The organism is Fodinibius sp. GM21 (assembly GCF_058386955.1).
In genome coordinates, this window is record NZ_JBYEIQ010000001.1 from 483,719 (window position 1) to 505,335 (window position 21,617).

Consider the following 21,617-nt stretch of genomic DNA (forward strand, 5'->3'; position numbering starts at 1 on the left):
CGAATTTTAATTTTTAAGTGATCAGAATGGACTCAGAAACGACAAGTCAACAAACCCAAACATCACAAGTGGAAACAAGGCCAAAGCTGAATCCAAATAATCGTTCTTTTAAGCTTCAGGCTAAAAATATAGATGTTTTTTATGATGATTTTCAGGCTATTAAGAACATAAGCCTGGACATCGTCGAAAATTCAATTACTGCTTTTATTGGTCCGTCGGGATGTGGAAAATCAACATTTTTGCGATTGTTTAATCGCATGAATGACAATATTGATGGGTTCCAAATGAATGGTAATATCCTGATAGACAATAAGAATATTTATGACGAGTCAATAAAGGTAGAAGAACTTCGCAAAAAAGTTGGAATGGTTTTTCAAAAACCGAATCCGTTTCCAAAATCTATTTATGAAAATGTAGCTTATGGATTACGTATACAAGGGGTTAAAGATGAAGAGTTTATCGAAAGTCGAGTCATTGAATCCCTGAAACAGGCTACCCTTTACAGCGAAATAGAAGACAACCTGGAAAAACAGGCGCTCTCATTATCGGGGGGACAGCAGCAACGGCTTTGCATAGCCCGGGCTCTGGCGGTAAAACCCTCTATTTTATTGATGGATGAACCTACTTCAGCACTGGACCCCATCTCTTCGGGTAAAATTGAGGATTTAATTCACGAGCTTAAAAAGGAATTTACTATTGTTATTGTGACCCATAATATGCAACAGGCAGCCCGTGTTAGCGATAATACCGCTTTCCTCTATATGGGTAATTTGGTAGAATACGGTGATACTCAAAAAATATTTACAAATCCCGAAAAAGATCGCACACAGAATTATATTACCGGACGTTTCGGATAATAATTCATCAGTTAGTCAACTATTATATAAAAATTTATAAAGATGGCACCACAACATTTGGATAGCGAACTCAAGTTATTAAAAGACAATGTTTTAGAGTTGATGTTCTTGGTTAAAAATCAGCTTGAAAAGGGACAAAAATCTCTGCATGATTTTGACGAAGAGCTGGCCCACGAAATTATGGCCAATGAGAAACGAGTGGACAGCCTGGAGCTTACCATTGATCGGGATTGCGAAAATTTATTAGCTCTCCATAATCCGGTAGCCGTGGATTTACGTTTTGTGATGGCTTCTTTTAAGATCAATTCTGATTTAGAACGTATCGGCGATCATGCCAATAGTATTGCCAAATACATCGTGGATTTTGGTCATAAAATTGATGAAGAGACCTTGAAAACCATGCGTCTTGATGAGATGTATGATACGGCGAACAAGATGGTAAGCAACATTTTTAATGCCTTTATCACAGAAGATACCAGTCTTGCAAGAAAAGTTTTTCGTCTTGATGAAACGCTGAATCAAATCAATCGTGAGGTTTCGGGATCAACGGCAGAACTAATTGAACAGGATGTAAGTCAAACTAAAAATTATTTGTATCTCTTTTCCATCGTCAGAAAGCTGGAACGGGTGGGGGATCTATCCAAAAATATTGCCGAAGAACTTATCTTCTATCTTGAGGCTAAAGTGCTCAAGCATAAAAAGATGAAAACAAAAAATAATAACGACAACGGAGAATCAGATAGCTAGTTGTTTTATTTAAAGGATTAAAGCTGCAGCTCTAAAAAACCTATCGCAAAGTACCTAACCAACTTCTGCAGTTATACTAAGCACAAAAATTGATCAGCACATTTAAAAAAAATAAGCTATGAAACGTATTACAGCCCTGGGTTTACTATTTCTATGTTTTTTAACCACTGAAACAATTGCACAAATATCTTTAGGTGAGGATGCAAGCCTGAGCGGGCGGGTGTACAGTGATTACTACTGGATGGCTCAGCATCATGATGAAGATATTGAAGGCAAAAATGGATTTTGGATTCGTCGTATTTACGTAACCTACGATCGGGACTTAAATGAGGCCTTCTCAACTCGGGTCCGCCTCGAGATGAATTCAGCGGGTGATTTTCAGTCTGACCCGGAAATGATACCCAACGTAAAAGATGCATACTTAAAATGGCAGAATGAAAATCATCAGATTCTGGCGGGAATTTCATCCACTCCTACTTTTGGATTAACGGAAGATGTTTGGGGATATCGGTCAGTCCAAAAATCACCGCAGGATTTGTATGATTATGGCAGTTCACGGGATTTTGGACTAGCATTTAAAGGACAGTTTGGCCGGGACAAGGACCTTAACTATCACTTCTTTTTCGGTAACGGGAACAGTAACAAGCCCGAAATTGACCGAGGTAAAAAGGTGATGTTATCATTGGGATACGATCTTACCGACAACATTATTATAGAAGGGTATGCCGACTACAATAGCCAGACCAATGATCCGGACATTTACACCGGGCAGTTATTTGGCGGATATCAATCTGAAGATGTGAATGTAGGTGCGTTGTATTCTTACCAGTATCATGAAGGACAGCTGGGGTTACCAGCGAGAAAACTGGATCTCGTATCTGTCTTTACCAATTTTAAAATCAGTGAAACGACGAAAGGATATTTGCGTGCCGATCATCTTTTTGACGAATATAGAGGGGGAAGCGGTAATTCATATATTCCTTTTGCAGAGGGGGTTGAATCAACTTTCTTGGTTGCAGGGGCTGACTTTTCACTTGCCAATCAGGTACATTTGATGCCCAACTTGGAGGCGATTATATACGGTGAGAACAACCAGGGCATGTCTCCTGAAACCGATATAATACCGAGATTAACACTATATTGGTCCTTTTAATTAGTTGTTATCTTCAGATAGTATCATTCTGTATTAATAAAAAAGGATAAATATGATTACCTTAAGCGGGCACAAAGGGTAATTTAATACAAATCTTGTGGGCTCTAATGTAACGCTTAAACACATAGCTGAAGCGCTGGGCGTTTCGGCCATGACGGTTTCTCGTGCTTTGAACGACCGTGATAACGTTGATAAAAAAACCAAGCAGCGAATTCGGGAAAAAGCACAGAGCATGGGCTATACGCCCAATCGCGTGGCCAAAAGTCTGGTTTCTCGAAAAACTCACACGCTAGGGGTTGTGATACCTGAAATTACCCATGCATTTTTTCCCGAAGTGGTAAGGGGTATCGAAGAAGTGGCTTATAATTCTGATTATCAGCTTTTCCTCACTAATGCCAACGAGCAATTTGATCGCGAAAAGGAAGCAATTGAAACTCTGAGAAGCCAGCGTGTTGACGGATTGTTGATTTCCTCATCCCTTACCCGAGAGGATTATTCGTTTTATGAGAACATCATAGAGGGAGGGACAAAAATTGTTTTTTTTGACCGTTGCATTGAAGATATCGGCGCAAGTTGCGTTAGCGTTAATGATCGGGAGAGCAGCAAGAAAATTACTGAGCATTTGATTATTGAGCATGGTTACTCCCAAATCGCCCATTTGAGCGGGCCACAGAAAGTATCCATTGGTAAAGAGCGTCTTCAGGGATTTAAAGATGCACTTGATGCTCATGATTTAGCATGTAATAAAGATTGGATTATTCAGTCAGGCTTTCGTGAAGATACTGGGTATAAGGCAATGTGGAAGCTCTTGCAAGATAGTGCCGGCCATTTACCAGAGGCAGTAGTGGCTGTTAATGATCCTACTGCTATTGGAGCTATTGATGCCATTGGGGAATTTGGATTATCCATTCCAGATGATATTGCCATTGTTGGCTTTACGGACGATATCCGTTCTTCTTTGTTGGATGTTCCCTTGACGACCGTTCATCAACCTGCCTATAAAATGGGAGAACAGGCTGCTAAAAAGTTGATTACTTATATTGAAGATGATGATGCGGCGGTGGAAAAAATCGAGGTTCCCACTACTTTAAAAATACGATCTTCATGCGGTTGCCGCGCAGAGTAAAGACTCCTGAAGCTTTTTATTTCAAAAAGTTTATTAATCGTATTTGATATACTAATTTAGAGTCTTATATTTTTAAAACGGTATGTTATCGTTAACATATATCTAATTATTGCTCGGGGTGTAGCCGGTTACGCCCATTATTGAGGGTTTAATTATGTTGGTAAAAAAAATGCTGCTCCTTTTTTTCTGCTTGACCATCGTTTCTTGTCGGGGAGATTCGCCAACTGTCAACAGGGATAATAATAACGGAGGCAATGGTAACGAACCAACACCACCCGAGGAAACAACCGGGGATTTTGTAATGGGAGCCGACCTTTCTTATGTAAATCAGATTTTGGATCTGGGTGGTTCCTACCGCGATTCAGGCAAAGTCGAAAATCCCTATAAAATATTCAGTGATTATGGGACCGATGTGGCTCGATTCCGTCTGTGGCACAATCCGGAATGGACCGCAGAGTTATATGAAGGATCTGATAATCCCATGTACAACAATTTGGAAGATGTTACTGAGGCAATTCGCGAGTCAAAGGCACACGGTATGGAGGTGACGCTGGATTTTCACTATTCGGATACCTGGGCCGATCCCAAACAGCAAAATATTCCCAAGGCTTGGCGCGATATTACTGACTTGGATGAGTTGAAAGATGCCGTTTATGATTATACCAGGGAAACCCTCGAGCATCTTGACAGTGAGGGATTAATGCCTGAATACGTGCAAATAGGCAACGAAACCAACTGTGGACTGATGTACAGCAATGCACCTCAGGATTTTCCGGCGCTTAATGTGTGTGATGATAACTGGAGTAATGCCGGAGAAATTATTAATAGCGGTATTCAGGCGGTACGCGATGTCGCCTCCAGCAAAGATGGGGATACGAAAATCATACTACACATTGCCCAGCCCGAAAATGTATCTTGGTGGTTCGATAACATGACGACTACCGGTAATGTCTCCGATTTCGATATCATCGGGTTTTCCTATTATACCCCGTGGTCCGATGTCCAGCTCAAGGAAATTAGCGATTATATTGCTGATTTTCGTGATAGCTTCGATAAAGAAGTCATGATTGTAGAGACGGCTTACCCTTGGACGATGGATTATGCCGATGATTACAACAATCAATTTGGTCAGGATGCGCTTGTAAATGGATATCCGGCTACGAAAGAAGGTCAACGCGATTTTATGATCGACCTAACCAAAGAAGTTATGGAGGGCGGGGGCGCCGGACTTTTTTACTGGGAGCCGGCTTGGATAACCTCTGGTATAAAAACACAATGGGGCGCTGGCTCTTCGTGGGAAAATAATACGCTCTTCGATTTTGAGGGGAATACACATATTGGTTTTGAATTTTTGAGGCATGAACATGAACGCAATTAACTATTTATGAAATCAATGTTATCCATTTACAAATTCATACTTCTTATTCCATTGTTATTTATGGTGGGATGTCAGCCGGAGAGTGTAACGACGGATTTCTCCGATAACACTACAACAAATTTTAATAGCGACTGGCAGTTTGCCCGCGACATCGACACCACGGTGGTGGCGGACTATTTTGTTAGGGAGAGTGAAGTCAACTGGGAGAATATTTCCCTACCGCATACTGCTCATATCGAGCCCCTGGTGATTGAGGATCAGCAGTGGCAGGGAACGGCCTTTTATCGCAAATTTTTTGAGCTTGCATCTGAACACAACGACAAACGCATTGCCGTAAAATTTGGCGCGGCCATGCATGAGGCTGATGTCTATCTCAATGGCGAAAAACTGACCAAGCATAAGGGCGGATACCTGCCGTTTGTGGTGGATATTACCGATAAAGTACAATTTGATCAGGAAAACGTGCTGCTGGTGAAGCTCAATAATGAAGATAATCCCACCATCCCTCCCGGGAAACCCATCGACAATCTGGATTTCAATTATTTCAGCGGACTCTATCGTAACGCTTATCTGCTGATGGATGATAAGCTGCATATTTCTGATCCCATTTCCGCTGAGCGGGTAGCCGGTGGAGGATTACTGGTTCGAAGTTCGAAAGTATCGGATGAGTCGGCCATAGTTCATGTGCAGGCCGACCTGCTGAATTCAGGAAATCAGCCACAGTCAGGAGTAGTAAAAACCGTGCTTCGTGATAAGGATGGCAACGTTATAGGAGAAGCTCAAACATCCGCCAAAGAAATTGCTGCAGGAAATTTTAGGCAAATTGAGCAAGAATTTAGTGTTGAAAATCCCAGCTTGTGGTCGCCCGATAATCCGTATTTGTATTCGGTAACGGTAGAACTGGAAAAGGATGGAAAAGTCGTTGATTCCAAGCGGGAGAACGTCGGTATTCGTACCTTCCATTTTAACGAGGATGGACAATTTGTGTTGAATGGAGAAGTGCTGCAACTTCGGGGAACGAACCGCCATCAATCCTACCCGTATATCGGTTATGCGCTGTCGGATAAGGCCCAGTACCGGGATGCCTACAAAATTAAGAAAGCCGGATTTAACTTTATCCGCACGGCTCACTATCCGCCGTCGCCCACTTTTTTGGATGCCGCAGATAAACTCGGACTGCTTTTTATGAATGCTATTCCCGGCTGGCAATTTTTTGGCGATGAAGGATTTCAGCAGCTGGCCTACCGGGATGTCCGTCAGATGATTCGCCGAGATCGAAATCATCCAAGTATTGTACTTTGGGAGGCTTCCTTGAACGAATCAAATATGCCTGAGGCCTTTATGGATAGCGCTCATGCGATCGTCCATGACGAGCTGCCGTTCAATAATACATACTCTACTGGATGGATGGATTACGCTTATGATGTATTTATTCCCGCGCGTCAGCATGCCGATCCCCCGGAGTACTGGAATAATTACGAGACCGATAAACCCTATTTTATTGCTGAATATGGTGATTGGGAATACTATGCGCATAATGCCGGATTTAATCAGGATGAGTTTGAGGATCTCACAGAAGAAGCGCGTAATTCGCGTCAGTTGCGCGGGGACGGACAAAAGCGTTTAGCTCAACAGGCTTTAAATTTTCAGGAAGCGCACAACAGTAATCGAAGGGGGAATTCTTTCGGGGATGCCAACTGGGTAATGTATGACTATAACCGTGGCTATGCCGACAACCTGGAAGCTTCGGGCATTCGCGATATTTTCCGCATTCCCAAGTTTACCTATTACTTCTATCGAAGTCAGGCCGGACCAAATTTGAGTGATGATGCCAAATTCGGTAAACCAATGGTCTATATTGCTAACTATTGGTCGGATGAGGATTTCACCACGGCCAAAGTGTACAGCAACATCAAAGAGGTAGAGCTCTTTTTGAATGGGGAATCACTGGGACGACAATCGCCGGACAGCGACCGTGTTTCGAGCCATTTAAATCATCCGACCTTTACGTTTGAAATTAATGAATTTGAGCCTGGCACGCTGCGTGCTGTTGGATATATCGATGGTACAGAAGTGGCCGAGCATACCCAAATTACGCCCGGCGAACCATCTGCTATTGAACTGGATATCGACCTCAGTAATAAGCCTCTCGAAGCCGGACAAAAAGATGTGGTGTTTGTGTACGCTTCGGTAGTGGATGAAAACGGAACGGTTGTTCCTGATGCTGAAAATGATATCAGTTTTGAGGTAGAAGGAGGGGCAGAACTTGTTGGGCAGAATCCTATAAGTGCCGAAGCCGGTATTGCCACGATCTTGCTTCGAGCGGGTGATGAAGCGGATTTGGTAACAATCACTGCCACGAATGACGAATTAGAACAGGCAACCAGCCAGATAGAAATAGAATCTTACAAAGAATAAAAATCAGAAATTATCATTCCCTTTACGGGAAAAGCACTCGTATTTCCCCCTTCGAAGGGGGCAGGGGGATGATCAGCCAGTAAATAAATTATATCCTATGTTTCCACTTTTAAAAAAAGCCGCACTGATTACATTAATAGGAGTTTTAGCATTAGTTCAACCCGGATTTGCCCAAGACTCCACTAAATCCGAAGGTACCGCCGATATTACCTACGCTGTGGGCGCTGATATGTCTTTCCTTAAAAGTGCCGAAGATAATGGCAAGCAGTTCAAAGACAACGGGCAAGTAAAACCCGGACTAGATATTTTCAAAGCTCACGGCTACAACTGGATACGCCTCCGCCTGTTTCATTCTCCCAACGAGTTGCCCAACGACTTGGAATACACTATTGAATTAGCGCAAGAAGCAGAGAAGCGGGCATTCAAATTTCTGCTCGACTATCACTATGCCGACAGCTGGGCCGATCCCGGCAAACAGCCGATACCCGCCGCATGGAAAGGGTTGTCGGTAGATGTGTTAGCTGACTCAGTCTATCAATATACTAAGAATACGATTGAAGCTTTTCGGAAGGCAGGCGTCATGCCCGAAATGGTGCAGATCGGTAATGAAACACGTAACGGAATGCTTTGGCCTACAGGTAAGTTGCCTGAAAATTGGGACAACTTTGCCAAGCTGGTAAAAGCCGGGGTGGATGGCGTAGATGCCGGACGTGGGCAGGCCGCACGCCCACTGATTATGATACACTATGATCAGGGTGCAGATGCCGACGGCACCAAAAAATATTACGATAAGTTCAATTCTTATAATATTCCCTATGATATTATTGGACTTTCGTATTACCCATGGTGGCATGGAAATCTACTTGAGCTGCGCGAAAACCTATTATCACTGGTTGAAAATTTCACCAAGGATATTATTCTGGTAGAAACGGCCTACCACTGGCAACCATCCGAATATAAGGATGCGGTGGCTCCATATCCCGAAACGCCAGCCGGACAGCGCGAGTTTTTGGAATCCGTAAATGAGACGCTGCTCAATACCTCATCCCCCAAAATAAAGGGCATTTTTTGGTGGGAGCCAGCAGTAGAAGGGGGGCTGGGAGCACGAAGTTATTTCGATGAAGAGGGTAATGCTTTACCGGTGATGGATGTATTTAACAAATATCGACTGGGCCAAAAAGAAGAGCAGGGCATACCCGATTAGAAGAGATAAGTCTGAGATCGAACTAAATAAGATGTTATTATGGCTATTGATGTTTTAGATATGCAGCAAAAAAATCAACACACCATGCCGGTTGTAGAGATAGAAAATGAGAAACTTAAGATAGCGGTTATTCCGGATTTGGGGGGCAAAATGGTAAAATTGCAAAATAAACGGTCTGGCACGCAATTTTTGAAGGAGCCACGGATCGATTATCAGCTATTTTCAAAACCTCGTTATGGCGATAAGTTTCTTCCACCGAATGCAGCCGGATTTGATGAGTGTTTTCCCAATGTTGCGCCCTCGAAATATGAGTTCAAAGAAAAGGAAATTGATCTTCCCGATCATGGAGAGCTATGGACGAAAGCGTGGAAATACGAGGATCGTGAAGATGCGATATCATTGTGGACGCATGGCGAGCAGCTTAATTACCGGTTTGCTAAACATATCGAGCTCGATGGATCTCAAATTCAGATAACATACGAAGTGGAAAGTTTTGAGGAGGTTCCATTTGATTTTATCTGGTCGGCTCATCCGTTGCTGAAAATTAATGAGGGAGATGAGCTTCTTTTACCGGATGAGATTCGTGAAGTTATTTTGAATTGGTCATCAAATTCAGAAATTGGAGATCTTGGTGATCGGCTTTCATGGCCAAAAGTACTTGGGAATAATTCAAATATTGATTTTACTTATGTACAAAATAAATCGATGAATTTTGCAGCTAAATTATTTAGCAACCGGTTGAAAAAAGGTAGAGCAGGGCTTTACAAAAAACATAGTGATGAAAGCCTGGTGTTTTCTTTTAATACCGATCAGGTTCCTTTTTTGGGGATTTGGTTATGTTATGGTGGATGGCCCGAAGATGCTGGTTCAACAGAATATACTTTGGCTCTGGAACCCTGTAATGCACGTCCAGATTCTCTAAAGGAAGCCTGCAAATGGGGAGATCAGCTAAAAATATCACCGATGAGCATACAATGTTGGCAGGTTGATATTGAATTAATAGAAGGTAGACACAAAATTTAATAATTAGATTTACGGATACTCTTTATGGAATTTTCGCTAATTGACACGATTGTATTTTGCGCCTATGCTTTAATGATTGTCGGTATCGGTCTTTGGGTTTCACGAGAGGAAAAGGGATACCAAAAAACGGCAGAGGACTACTTTCTGGCAGGAAAGTCGCTTCCCTGGTGGGCTATTGGTGCTTCATTGATAGCTGCCAACATTTCGGCCGAGCAGATTATCGGGATGTCGGGTTCGGGCTTTGCCGTGGGTCTAGCTATCGCCTCCTACGAATGGATGGCAGCGGTTACACTGATTATTGTCGGTAAATACCTATTGCCGATTTTTATTGAGAAAGAAATTTTCACGATTCCGGAATTTGTTGAACAGCGTTTTAATACGACGCTTAAGACGATTTTAGCAGTTTTTTGGATCGCCCTCTTTGTTTTTGTGAATCTTACAACCGTGCTCTACTTGGGAGCATTGGCACTTGACACCATTATGGGTACGGGGGACGGTAGCTTGATGATGTATGCTCTGATTGGTCTGTCAGCAATAGCCGCTGCTTATTCGCTATATGGTGGCCTTTCGGCTGTAGCATGGACCGATGTGATACAGGTAGGGTTACTGGTTCTAGGTGGTTGTGTGGTTACTTTTGCTGGCCTCTACAACCTGACTCCCGATGGTGGTATTTTCAACGGTATTGCTCATCTTTATGAGGTGGCAGGGGACAAGTTTGATATGATTTTGGATCAATCAAATCCCGAGTTTAGTAATCTACCGGGCATCGCCGTATTAATCGGAGGGATGTGGGTTGCTAATTTGTATTATTGGGGATTCAACCAGTATATCATCCAGCGAACGTTGGCCGCAAAGTCATTAAAGGAGTCCCAAAAGGGGATTATTTTTGCCGGCTTTTTAAAGCTTATTATTCCCCTAATTGTGGTTATTCCCGGTATCATTGTGTACGTCTTGTTTACCCAGCCTGAGGGAACCACTCAGATTTCCGGTGTCGTCGATGTATTTACCAAAGCAGATGGAAGTATTCAATATGATAATGCCTATCCCTGGCTGATGAAGGTATTTCTGTCGCCCGGATTTCTTGGATTGGTGGTAGCAGCGCTTGCCGCGGCTATTGTTTCGTCCATGGCTTCGATGCTTAATTCAGTGGCGACTATTTTTACGATGGATATTTATATCCCGTATTTCAATAAAGATGCTACCGATAAACAGACGGTAAATATGGGACGAATATCCGCATCAATTGCCCTAATAACGGCTATTATTGTGGCACCACAGCTCGATAATGTGCCGCAGGTTTTTCAGTATATCCAAGAGTATACCGGCATGGTGAGTCCGGGCATACTGGCGGTATTTCTTATGGGACTATTCTGGAAGAAAACGACCTCCAAAGGGGCTATCTACGGGGTGCTTTCATCCATTGTAATTGCAGTGTTCTTAAAAACCCCGGCGGTTCAACTTCCGTTTTTGGATCAGATGCTGTATACGCTCATTCTCACAATCGTGATTATTATGGGCGTTAGCTTGACGACGAATCCGCATGATGAAGATCCCAAAGCCATACACACAACCGCCGAAATGTTTAAAACCAGCCCGGCCTTCAATATCGGGGCGTACATTATTCTGGTCATAGTGGCCGTATTATATGCTGTATTCTGGTAAGCAGAACACCAATGTTTTAATTATTGATTTATGGAGCAGTTGATTCAACAAATCGAAGAAGAGTTTCAAAGCCGTTTTGGGGATCGTTATGAGCTGGTAAAATCACCGGGACGGGTTAACCTTATAGGCGAACACACCGATTATAATGATGGATTTGTGTTGCCTGCTGCGGTTGATAAAAGCATTGTACTGGCGATATATCCAAATGATAAGAACACCTGTCGGTTTTATGCGGTGGATAAAGAGGAGTCATTTGAAACTGATATTTCCGAAGCTGTTGAGCAAAGTGATCTGGGATGGCCGAATTATCTGTTAGGAGTGGTCGACGAGCTCCGAAAGCATGGCTATAAGGTTGAGGGATTTGATTGTGTGTTCGGTGGGAATGTGCCCATTGGGGCGGGAATGTCATCGTCGGCGGCCTTAGAAGGCGGCGTATTATTTGGACTAGCGGAGCTCAACGATTGGGAGATTCCTCCGGTAGAAATGGCAAAAATAGCCCAAAAAGCAGAAAACGAATTTGTGGGTGTGCAGTGCGGCATCATGGATCAATTTGCCAGTTTAAATGGTAAGGAGGGATATGCCCTGAAGCTTGATTGCCGCAGCCTCGATTATGAGTATTTTCCATTTAACCGGGATGATATCCAGATCGTATTGTGTGATACGCAGGTGCGTCGTGAACTTGCTTCATCAGAATATAATGTGCGCCGGAAGCAATGCGAGCAGGGGGTAGAGACTTTGCAACAGTGGGATCCTGAAATTGAAAGCCTTCGGGATGTGGAGCTTTCTCTACTGTTTCGACACGAAAAGGATATGGATCCGACCATATTCAAGCGATGTAAATATGTGGTAGAAGAAAATAAACGAGTTATTCAGGCGTGTAATGACTTGCGGCAGGGGGCCTTGCATTCTTTTGGGCAACGAATGTATCAATCGCATGCCGGACTTCGCCACGAATATGAGGTTAGTTGCAAGGAGCTTGATGTCTTGGTTGATATTGCTCGTAATTTGAAAGGGGTATTCGGCGCTCGTATGATGGGCGGTGGATTTGGTGGGTGCACAATCAATATCGTTAAGAAAGATCATGTTGATTCTTTCACCAAGCAGGTCAGGGAAAAATATCAGCAGCAGATGGACAAACAGATAAAAGTATACCGAACGAACGTATCTTCCGGCACACACTTGATATCCGGGCAGAAGGTAACATCGTCGTAATTAATAATAGAGAGGAAATCTATGTCACTTGATCTCGATAACCATTCACATCGTCGCTGGAATCCATTAACCGGAGAATGGGTGCAAGTATCACCACACCGGGCCAAACGTCCGTGGCAGGGGCAAGAGGAGGAAACGCCCGGTGATACAAAACCTGAATATGATCCTGAATGTTATTTGTGTCCCGGTAACGATCGTGCGGGCGATGCCAGTAATCCGAAGTACAAATCTACTTTTGTATTTACCAACGATTTTAGCGCACTAAAGCCCGATGTGCCTTCTGAAGAGGTAAATACTGACGATTTGCTGGTTGCCAAAGGGGAGAAGGGTATTTGTCGGGTGATTTGCTTTTCGCCCCGTCACGATTTAACGCTGCCCGAGATGGAGCTTTCCCAAATCCGCGATGTGGTGGATCTGTGGGTTGATGAGTATACACAGTTGGGTAGTCGTGACTACATAAATTACGTGCAGATATTCGAGAACAAGGGCGAGATTATGGGGTGCAGCAACCCGCATCCGCATGGACAGATCTGGGCGCAGCAGACCATTCCCGATGAGCCCTCAAAAGAGTTGAAGCGACAGATTAAATATTACGAAGAGCACGGAAATACATTGCTATCAGACTATCTGGATTTAGAACTGGAACGGGATGAGCGAGTGGTGGTATCCAACGAACATTTTGTAGTAGTAGTGCCTTACTGGGCGTTCTGGCCGTTTGAAACATTATTGATTAGTCGCCGGCCGTTTGGACGTTTCACCGATATAAGTGAAGCCGAAAAGGATGGCTTGGCTGATATTGTGAAGCAGATTACGGTAAAATTCGATAACATATTCGAAGTCTCCTTTCCCTATTCCGCCGGATTCCATCCCGCTCCAACAGATGGAAAAGAGCATCCGGAATGGCATTTCCACATGCATTTTTATCCCCCGTTGTTGCGTTCCGCCACGGTAAAAAAGTTTCGGGTTGGATACGAAATGCTGGGAACGCCACAGCGCGATATAACGCCCGAAGCCAGTGCTGAACTCATTAAAGACTTATCAGATATTCATTACAAAGCAGAGTAACGGAAAACCATATAGTATACTTTCAGGGGCCCGGAATTAATCGGGCCTTTTTATTTTGAATACCGAAAAGTACTTATAAGGATATCAAACATATTGGGAGTAAATTTTTAGAACTTATTAGTTGATTATGTCAACTAAATATAGTTATCTTTGCTGATCTTATTTTATTGAACAGATATTAACTTATGGGTTTACGTCAAAAATTGTACTGTGAAACGACCGGATGCCGTATGGCTTATGTGGTCAAAGAAATGATCCGAAGTTTAAAAAAGCAATTTCAGAAAGAAGGAATTAATTTAACCATAGAACAGTTTTTTATCCTTAATATTTTAGATAACGAGGATGGACTTATTCTCCAGGAATTGGCTGAAATTGTGGATAGAGATAAGTCAGCAGTACTTCGACATATTGATGGGTTAGAAAAAAATCACTTCGTAACCCGGGTTAAAGATGAGAAGGATAAAAGAAGAAAATTGCTGTTAGTCACCAAGCCGGGTATTAAAGTTTTGGAAAAGGCTCGTGCTGTTGATCAACAGCTTGATAAAGCGATAACCGGGAAAATTGAAAACATTGAGACCAAAGAGTTTGAAGATGCGTTGTCAAAAATGTATGAATTTTTAAGTGACCAATAGTTGACGTTATCAATCAATTAAAGACCAATAAATAATTAATTTGAATAAGCAAAGTAACATGAGCAAATCGCATAGTTTGGGAATCACCTATTTGATTATCTTATCAGTAATACCTCTGTTAATTTCTTCTTGTGGAGGTGCGAATCAACAGCGTGGGCAGCAGCAGGTGCAACAATTTCCTGTGCTTGATCTTCAGCCTCGTAGTATTGAATTGACAAGTACCTATCCGGCAACACTGGAAGGGAAACAAACGGTTGAAATTCGTCCCCGCGTGCCCGGTTATATTGTAGAAATGCATGTGGATGAAGGCGATTGGGTATCCAAAGGCCAAGTACTGTTTACCTTGAATAACGAGGAGTATCAACAGGAGGTACGGTCGGCAAAAGCTGACATTCAGGCGGCCAAAGCACGAGTGAGTACAGCCGAGGATGAGGTGGAACGCTTGCAAAGTTTGGTAGACAAAGAGATCGTTAGTCAGTACCAGCTTCAATCCGCTAAAAATGAATTGGAATCGAATCAGGCGGCTTTAGCCCAGGCTGAATCCCGCCTAAAAAACGCTCAGGTAAATCTGGGTTATACTAAAGTTAAAAGTCCTGTTACCGGAATAATTGGAACCATTCCGTATCGTATTGGAAGTTTGGTGAATAGTTCTATTGCTCAACCAATGACAATTGTTTCTGATATCTCAGAGGTGTATGCCTATTTTTCTATGAGTGAGCGTGAGCTGTTGGAGATGGCGCAAACCGTATCTAGTAATGAAGGTAATAAAACAGTTCAGCAGCGGGTGGCAGAAATGCCTGAGGTGAAATTGTTGCTTGCCGATAATACAAAATACGAGCACAAGGGTAAGCTTAAATTGGCCAGTGGATTGATAGACAGAGAAACCGGGTCGGCTTCATTTCGTGCTACATTCCCAAATCCAAAAGAAATTCTGCGAAGCGGTGGATCAGGAAATGTGCAGATACCTTTTGACCAGGATGCAGCTATAGTCATCCCCAAAAGAGCTACTTACGAAATTCAAAATAAACGTTTTGCCTACGTTGTAACGGATAGCAGTACGGTTGAAAGTCGGGAAATTTCCTTACTGCCTGTCGATACGAAGCAGTTATTTGTTGTTAATGAGGGGCTTTCAAAAGGAGATCGTGTTATCAGCTCTGGAATTGCTCAGTTGGATGACGGTACAAAGATCCAGGCAAACCCTGTTGATGCAGACAGTTTATATCAGACTCTGTCGGCTAATAAGTAATACCCTGTCAAATTAATGTTTTTGTAAGTTTAGAGTTGTAATACAATGATTAAACGATTTATACAGCGACCGGTACTATCTACGGTTATTTCTATTATTCTTGTCATTCTGGGATATCTCGGCTATAACGCGCTGCCTGTTTCTCTGTATCCCGATATTGCTCCGCCAACCATTCAGGTTTCGGCAACTTATCCCGGTGCAAATGCCGAAACTGTATTAAACAGTGTTGTGGCTCCGCTTGAGGAACAGATCAATGGGGTGGAAGGAATGACTTATATGAGTTCCACGGCCAGTAACAACGGACGTGCTCAAATCCAGGTTTATTTCGAGCTCGGTACGGATCCGGATATCGCTGCGGTAAATGTGCAAAACCGTGTTTCGCAGGCTTCCAATCTGCTGCCACAAGAGGTAACACAGACTGGCGTTACTACTCAGAAACAGCAGACCAGCCGCTTGTTAATCTTTACCATGTATAGTCCTGAGGGTACTCATGACGGTACGTTTTTGGAAAATTATGCCCGTATTAATTTGATTCCGCGTCTTCAACGTGTAAATGGAGTGGGAACCGCCGATGCATTTGGTGCTAATACCTATTCGATGCGAATATGGATGAAGCCGGATAAAATGGCCTCCTACAATTTGGTGCCTTCGGATGTCATAACCGCTCTAAATGATCAGAGTTTTGTAGCGGCTCCCGGAACCATCGGAGAAAATAGTGGACAGGCTTTTCAGTATACCATGAAGTACAAGGGACGCCTTTCAACCGCGCCGGAGTACAGGGATATTATTATCCGCGAAGGTTCTGAAAACGGGGAGATGCTTCGCCTTGGAGATGTTGCCGAGGTGGAGTTGGGGTCCCAGACCTACAGTGTTCACAGTACTGCCAACGGTGGGCCCAGCGTGGGGATGTTTGTATCTAAAACAGCGGGCGCCAATGCCCAGGAAGTGGTCGAAAATGTGAAGGCCGAAATTGAGGCGGCATCAGCAGATTTCCCTGACGATATCGAATATACCACCGTGTTTGATGCAAACAGCTTTTTGACGGCATCCATCAACAAGCTATTTGTGACCTTTTTAGAGGCCTTTATCCTTGTATTTATTGTGGTATTTGTGTTTTTACAGGACTGGCGATCAACCTTAATTCCTGCTATTGCTGTACCGGTGTCTATTATCGGAACCTTTTTCTTCCTCAACATATTTGGATATAGCGTCAATTTATTAACGCTCTTTGCGTTGGTGCTGGCGATTGGAATTGTAGTAGATGACGCCATTATTGTGGTGGAGATTATTCATGCCAAGCTCGAGGAGGGGGCCGAGTCGGGAATGGAGGCTGCTATTGAGGGAATGGATGAAATTGCAGGCGCCATCGTTTCCATCACATTGGTTATGGCCGCAATATTTGTTCCCGTAACGTTCATAACAGGATCTACGGGAGTTTTCTTTCAACAGTTTGGTATTACCCTGGCAACGGCTATCATCATATCCGCAGTTAACGCTCTGACGTTAAGTCCGGCATTGTGTGCTTTGGTGCTTAAACCCGAGCAAAAACAGATCGGTGAAAAGAAGTCATTTGTTGATCGTTTTGCCATCGCTTTTAATGCAGTTTTTGAAGTAGGAAAGTATCGTTACCGGAAGGTGTTGGGCTTTTTTACGCGTAATGCTTGGGCAGCTGTAGCTGTTGTTATTGCCGCTATTGGAATTTTTGGGTTTTTGTTTCAAACGACGCCTACGGGCTTTGTTCCTGACGAAGACCAAGGAACATTCTTCGCAAATGTAAGTCTGCCGCCGTCGGCTTCACTGGAACGGACCAAAGATGTGATGGCTGAGATTGACCAGATTATGGCGGATACCGAAGTTATTGATTCTCGTCTTGCAATATCAGGATTCGGACTTCTAAGTGGATCCGGAAGTCAGTATGGATTTATTGTCGGCAAGCTAAAGCATTGGGATGATCGAGATATGGATGTTAACGCGGCAATCAACTTGTTGAGAAAAAAAACGTCGGGTTTAAAAGAGGCTAATATATCCTTTTTTGCTCCACCGGTTATCTCGGGCTTTGGAAACACCAGTGGCTTTACGGTAAATATTCAGGATCGATCAAGTGGTTCGCTTGAACAGTTAGATCAAGTAAGTAAAAGAGTCCAGCAGAAACTGTTTCAACGTCCTGAGATACAATATGCGTCATCATATTTTCAGACCGATTACCCACAATATATGGTAAATGTTGATGTGCCGAAGGCCCAGCGGGCCGGGTTTTCCGTACAGTCAATTATGAATGTGATGCAGTCGTATTACGGTGGATTGTACGTTTCCAATTTTACTCGTTTTGGTAAACTGTACCGCGTATATGTACAGGCAGATGCCGAAGCTCGGGGCTCTGAAGAAAGTTTACAGCAGATTTCAGTCCGCAATCAAAATGGACAGATGGCGCCTCTGAGCTCGTTTGTAGATCTTGAGCGCGTATACGGGCCACAAAATATATCACGATTTAATCTCTTTAATTCTGTGGAGGTGACCGGGGCCACCAATCCGGGGTACAGTTCCGGTGATGCTATACAGGCGATTGAAGAAATTTTTGAGGAAGAAATCTCTGATGACTATTCCTATGCCTATTCCGGACTGACGAGGGAAGAAAGTCAGTCCAGCGGGCAAGAAATTGTCATTTTTGCGCTTTGCCTACTCTTTGTCTACTTCTTTCTGAGTGCTCAATATGAAAGCTATTTGGTGCCTTGGGCAGTAATTTTGCCGCTTCCAATCGGACTGATGGGATCATTTATTTTTGCCAACATCTTTGGGGTAGCCAATAATATCTACCTGCAAATTTCGGCCATTATGTTGATGGGACTCTTAGCTAAGAACGCCATTCTGGTGGTCGAGTTTGGTCTTCAGCGTCGCCGAGAAGAGGGTATGAGTATTGTAAAGGCCGCTATTGACGGGGCTGAAGCTCGACTTCGACCAATCCTGATGACCTCTTTTGCTTTTATTGCTGGTTTGCTTCCTTTGGCCTTGGCAACGGGTATTAACGCAAATGCGAATCAATCTATTGGTATCGGTACAGCAGGAGGAATGTTCATTGGAACCTTTGTTGGATTGCTGGTGATACCGGTTCTTTTCATCATCTTTCAAAAGCTTCAGGAAAAGATTTCAGGTCCGCCGGAAGTCGTTAAAAAACGCAGAGAAAAAATTATAAATCCGTGATTAACGAATCTACAAATTATTTAACTGACTCTATGTTTTATCGTCATTATTCTACATTGATAGCGGCGCTGGTTATTATGGTTTCATTATCGTCATGTATTGCCACTAAATCGTACGAGCAGCCGGAAATGCAGTCCGAAAACTTGTACCCTTTTGAAAAGGTGAAAATGGATAGCACAACGCTGGCCGATATGCCTTGGCAAGAGGTGTTTAAGGATCCCCAACTGCGAGATCTTATTCAGGAAGCACTGCAAAATAATCTTCAGCTTCGGAGTGCCATCGAGCAAATTCGTATTGCAGAAGCTGACTTTTATCAGGGGCAAATGAGCATGTTGCCGACATTGTCTTTAGGAGCTGATGCCTCGTATAATGAGCAATCCGATAATGCCAGCAGTTTCGGTGGGGTAGGAATTGGATCAATTCCAGCCAGTGAGCGTTATTCAGTTTCTATGAGCTCCAGCTGGGAGCTTGATGTATGGGGAAAACTGACCAGTGCCAAGCAAGCAAGTTTTGCCGCATTGTTACAGGCAGAAGCCACGCGTCGAGCGGTGCAAACGCGGCTCATAGCTCAAGTTGCAAATTCCTACTATCGATTGTTGGCTCTTGACAAGCAGTTGGAAATTACCAAAGAAACCGTCAAAAATCGCAGGCAGGATGTTGAGGCTATCAGAAGTTTAAAAGAAAGTGGATTGGTAACAGGGGTTTCGTTACAGCAAAGTATAGCCAATCGCTATGCAGCTGAAGTGACGATTCCGGAATTACGCCAGCAGATTACGGAACAAGAACATGCACTTAGCATTTTGCTTGGCCGAGCTCCCGGAAGTATTCAACGTAACAGCTTAGCAGAACAGTCTCCTATAGATTCACTTGCTACCGGTGTCCCTGCACAATTGCTAAGAAATCGGCCCGATATTATTGCAGCAGAGCATTCGTTCCGATCTGCTTTTGAAATCACGAACAATGCCAGGGCCCAATTTTATCCTTCGTTTCGCCTTACGGCGGAAGGCGGCTATCAAAGCCTGAAAACGGATGATCTCTTTCAGCCGGGTTCAGTATTCTACAACCTGATTGCCGGTATTACACAGCCTATTTTAAATAGGGGGCAAAACAAAGCGCAATTAAAACGAAGTAAAGCCCGGCAAGAACAGGCCAAATTAGAACTTCGAAGCACAATCATTACTGCCAGCAGTGAAGTATCAAATGCCTTGAGCTCATATAACAATGCGGAAGAGAAAAGAGAACTGAGCAGAAGACAGCTGGAGGCTCTGGAAAAGGCTGTTGAGTACTCTCGGGAGTTATTGCAATATGGCGAAGCAAATTACACTGAAGTGTTGACAGCACAGCAGAATTATTTGTCAGCTCAGTTATCTGATATCAATAATAAGCTACAGCAATTGACCGCTGGGGTAAACCTTTATCGTGCTCTGGGTGGTGGATGGAATAAATCTGTTATCCAACAAAGTGACGAATAGTAATTCAATGAGTTTTTTTTGAGAACCTATAAAGCACAGTAGTCTAACCTGCTACTGTGTATCCCTAACGAGAGTCGCACTGTGAAAGGTGCGACTTTCCTTTATCTATGTGGTTCAATGAAAGAAATCTTTTCCTATTCACCTAATAGCTCATTCGGTTGCCATGGCATATTGCGATTTTGATAGGTTTTGGAAATTTCGATAACCTCTTCCTGGGTTATTTGAGGATGATCCCCATCACTTTTATCACGCAGATAATTAATTATAGCTGCTATTTCTGCCATGCTGAGTCGGGCTTTAAAAGAAGGCATTGTTCCATTGTAGGATGCTCCACTGACTTGAATTTTGCCACTCAATCCATCCATGACAATTCGAACCGGAACCGACTTTTCAGCGGTTATCCATTCTGAATTAACAAGAGGGGGAAAGGCATTGCCAATTCCCTGTGCACTGCTGCCATGACAAGAGGCACAGTTTTGAGTATAAAGGTTGGCGCCATTTAAAAAGGCAGGATCTGCATTTTGATTGACGGGCTCATTCGAAGATGGATTGTTTCCGGGAACCATGTTCTTCATCTTGCCATATCCTTCGCCCATTTTTCGATGCTGTTTCGCTTTTCGGGGGTGATTCATTTGCTCATGTTGGCGGGCCATTTGGTCATGCATGCTCTGCATTTGACTATACCATTCCCGACTCATTTTGTTTTGCATCTGCCTGCGCACCTGACGGCGCTTTCGCATTTTCTTATTATCCTGCTGCATGCCCATCCCTTTTTTCTTATGGCCGGACATCATGTGTTTGTGATTCTCAGACATCTGTTGATGCATTTTCCGCATTTGTGAGTAGAGCATTTTCATTTCATCTGGCATAGAAGCAGAATCTTTCTCGAATTGCGTAAGCATCGTTCTATGTGATTGCTGCATTGATTTAAAGGTCGACTGCATCTGTTGTTGTTGTGATCTACTCATCTGGGAAGAATCATCCATTTGACATCCGGACAGTAAAGCGAATATCATAAAAAGTGTAACTCCAAGAAGTGCCGATGGTAATTTCATAAATATGGGATTATTAGATTCTGAATATTTTATACAATAAAACAAAATGTTGATGTCAGTGCGAGTTATAAATTGGTACTTTTCTCTAAAAATAATGATGCAATATTAATGACGAAACAAGGTTGTCATCAAAGGTAAAAGATGTGTATATTTAGCGCTCTTGAATTGA

16 protein-coding genes are annotated in these 21,617 nt (G+C 43.2%); 15 read left to right on the plus strand and 1 reads right to left on the minus strand.

Going from position 1 to position 21,617, the window contains the following annotated elements; genetic code table 11:
* Positions 1-26 precede the first annotated feature (26 nt).
* The 15 genes from pstB (at position 27) to ACT3IB_RS01940 (ending at position 20,393) form a co-directional block, all read left to right on the plus strand.
* Complete coding sequence (gene pstB, locus ACT3IB_RS01870) at positions 27-857, plus strand: phosphate ABC transporter ATP-binding protein PstB (protein WP_491537322.1); 831 nt, start codon at positions 27-29, stop codon at positions 855-857.
* 42 nt (positions 858-899) lie between these two features.
* Positions 900-1,604 carry a phosphate signaling complex protein PhoU gene (phoU, locus tag ACT3IB_RS01875; protein WP_491537323.1) on the plus strand — a complete coding sequence of 235 codons (705 nt, stop codon included), beginning with the start codon at positions 900-902 and terminating at the stop codon, positions 1,602-1,604.
* A 118-nt stretch (positions 1,605-1,722) separates the two neighbouring features.
* On the plus strand, positions 1,723-2,757 hold the full coding sequence (locus tag ACT3IB_RS01880; RefSeq protein WP_491537324.1) for a hypothetical protein: 1,035 nt from the start codon (positions 1,723-1,725) through the stop codon (positions 2,755-2,757).
* A 97-nt stretch (positions 2,758-2,854) separates the two neighbouring features.
* Positions 2,855-3,883, plus strand: a complete 1,029-nt coding sequence (locus tag ACT3IB_RS01885; protein ID WP_491537325.1) for a LacI family DNA-binding transcriptional regulator — start codon at positions 2,855-2,857, stop codon at positions 3,881-3,883.
* Positions 3,884-4,037: 154 nt separating this feature from the next.
* Positions 4,038-5,261, plus strand: coding sequence for a glycoside hydrolase family 53 protein (locus ACT3IB_RS01890; RefSeq protein ID WP_491537326.1), 1,224 nt, complete (start codon positions 4,038-4,040; stop codon positions 5,259-5,261).
* 6 nt (positions 5,262-5,267) lie between these two features.
* Positions 5,268-7,679, plus strand: coding sequence for a glycoside hydrolase family 2 protein (locus tag ACT3IB_RS01895; RefSeq protein WP_491537327.1), 2,412 nt, complete (start codon positions 5,268-5,270; stop codon positions 7,677-7,679).
* 97 nt (positions 7,680-7,776) lie between these two features.
* The gene (locus ACT3IB_RS01900) at positions 7,777-8,883 is read left to right on the plus strand and encodes a glycoside hydrolase family 53 protein (protein ID WP_491537328.1); all 1,107 of its coding nucleotides are present in this window, start codon (positions 7,777-7,779) and stop codon (positions 8,881-8,883) included.
* A gap of 39 nt (positions 8,884-8,922) precedes the next feature.
* Positions 8,923-9,906 carry a DUF5107 domain-containing protein gene (locus tag ACT3IB_RS01905; protein WP_491537329.1) on the plus strand — a complete coding sequence of 328 codons (984 nt, stop codon included), beginning with the start codon at positions 8,923-8,925 and terminating at the stop codon, positions 9,904-9,906.
* 24 nt (positions 9,907-9,930) lie between these two features.
* Positions 9,931-11,568 (plus strand): sodium/sugar symporter, encoded by a 1,638-nt coding sequence (locus tag ACT3IB_RS01910; protein WP_491537330.1) that lies wholly within the window; start codon positions 9,931-9,933, stop codon positions 11,566-11,568.
* A 30-nt stretch (positions 11,569-11,598) separates the two neighbouring features.
* Positions 11,599-12,780, plus strand: a complete 1,182-nt coding sequence (locus tag ACT3IB_RS01915) for a galactokinase (protein ID WP_491537331.1) — start codon at positions 11,599-11,601, stop codon at positions 12,778-12,780.
* A 21-nt stretch (positions 12,781-12,801) separates the two neighbouring features.
* Positions 12,802-13,845, plus strand: coding sequence for a UDP-glucose--hexose-1-phosphate uridylyltransferase (locus ACT3IB_RS01920; protein WP_491537332.1), 1,044 nt, complete (start codon positions 12,802-12,804; stop codon positions 13,843-13,845).
* 185 nt (positions 13,846-14,030) lie between these two features.
* Complete coding sequence (locus ACT3IB_RS01925; protein WP_491537333.1) at positions 14,031-14,477, plus strand: MarR family winged helix-turn-helix transcriptional regulator; 447 nt, start codon at positions 14,031-14,033, stop codon at positions 14,475-14,477.
* A gap of 58 nt (positions 14,478-14,535) precedes the next feature.
* Positions 14,536-15,723 carry an efflux RND transporter periplasmic adaptor subunit gene (locus tag ACT3IB_RS01930; protein WP_491537334.1) on the plus strand — a complete coding sequence of 396 codons (1,188 nt, stop codon included), beginning with the start codon at positions 14,536-14,538 and terminating at the stop codon, positions 15,721-15,723.
* A gap of 45 nt (positions 15,724-15,768) precedes the next feature.
* Positions 15,769-18,921 (plus strand): efflux RND transporter permease subunit, encoded by a 3,153-nt coding sequence (locus tag ACT3IB_RS01935; RefSeq protein ID WP_491537335.1) that lies wholly within the window; start codon positions 15,769-15,771, stop codon positions 18,919-18,921.
* A gap of 32 nt (positions 18,922-18,953) precedes the next feature.
* A complete protein-coding gene (locus ACT3IB_RS01940) occupies positions 18,954-20,393 on the plus strand; it encodes an efflux transporter outer membrane subunit (RefSeq protein WP_491537336.1) in 1,440 nt (479 codons plus the stop codon).
* 134 nt (positions 20,394-20,527) lie between these two features.
* On the opposite strand, the gene ACT3IB_RS01945 is transcribed toward ACT3IB_RS01940, so the two are convergent.
* Positions 20,528-21,448 (minus strand): c-type cytochrome, encoded by a 921-nt coding sequence (locus ACT3IB_RS01945; protein WP_491537337.1) that lies wholly within the window; start codon positions 21,446-21,448, stop codon positions 20,528-20,530.
* Positions 21,449-21,617 lie beyond the last annotated feature (169 nt).

Excerpts from the sequence above, each read along its gene's own strand:
- ACT3IB_RS01925 (WP_491537333.1), top strand. The coding sequence starts at position 14,031 with ATGGGTTTACGTCAAAAATTGTACTGTGAAACGACCGGATGCCGTATG.
- ACT3IB_RS01930 (WP_491537334.1), top strand. The coding sequence starts at position 14,536 with ATGAGCAAATCGCATAGTTTGGGAATCACCTATTTGATTATCTTATCA.
- ACT3IB_RS01890 (WP_491537326.1), top strand. The coding sequence starts at position 4,038 with ATGTTGGTAAAAAAAATGCTGCTCCTTTTTTTCTGCTTGACCATCGTT.
- ACT3IB_RS01910 (WP_491537330.1), top strand. The coding sequence starts at position 9,931 with ATGGAATTTTCGCTAATTGACACGATTGTATTTTGCGCCTATGCTTTA.
- ACT3IB_RS01895 (WP_491537327.1), top strand. The coding sequence starts at position 5,268 with ATGAAATCAATGTTATCCATTTACAAATTCATACTTCTTATTCCATTG.
- ACT3IB_RS01905 (WP_491537329.1), top strand. The coding sequence starts at position 8,923 with ATGGCTATTGATGTTTTAGATATGCAGCAAAAAAATCAACACACCATG.
- phoU (WP_491537323.1), top strand. The coding sequence starts at position 900 with ATGGCACCACAACATTTGGATAGCGAACTCAAGTTATTAAAAGACAAT.
- ACT3IB_RS01920 (WP_491537332.1), top strand. The coding sequence starts at position 12,802 with ATGTCACTTGATCTCGATAACCATTCACATCGTCGCTGGAATCCATTA.
- ACT3IB_RS01940 (WP_491537336.1), top strand. The coding sequence starts at position 18,954 with ATGTTTTATCGTCATTATTCTACATTGATAGCGGCGCTGGTTATTATG.
- ACT3IB_RS01915 (WP_491537331.1), top strand. The coding sequence starts at position 11,599 with ATGGAGCAGTTGATTCAACAAATCGAAGAAGAGTTTCAAAGCCGTTTT.
- ACT3IB_RS01900 (WP_491537328.1), top strand. The coding sequence starts at position 7,777 with ATGTTTCCACTTTTAAAAAAAGCCGCACTGATTACATTAATAGGAGTT.
- ACT3IB_RS01880 (WP_491537324.1), top strand. The coding sequence starts at position 1,723 with ATGAAACGTATTACAGCCCTGGGTTTACTATTTCTATGTTTTTTAACC.
- ACT3IB_RS01945 (WP_491537337.1), bottom strand. The coding sequence starts at position 21,448 with ATGAAATTACCATCGGCACTTCTTGGAGTTACACTTTTTATGATATTC.
- ACT3IB_RS01935 (WP_491537335.1), top strand. The coding sequence starts at position 15,769 with ATGATTAAACGATTTATACAGCGACCGGTACTATCTACGGTTATTTCT.
- pstB (WP_491537322.1), top strand. The coding sequence starts at position 27 with ATGGACTCAGAAACGACAAGTCAACAAACCCAAACATCACAAGTGGAA.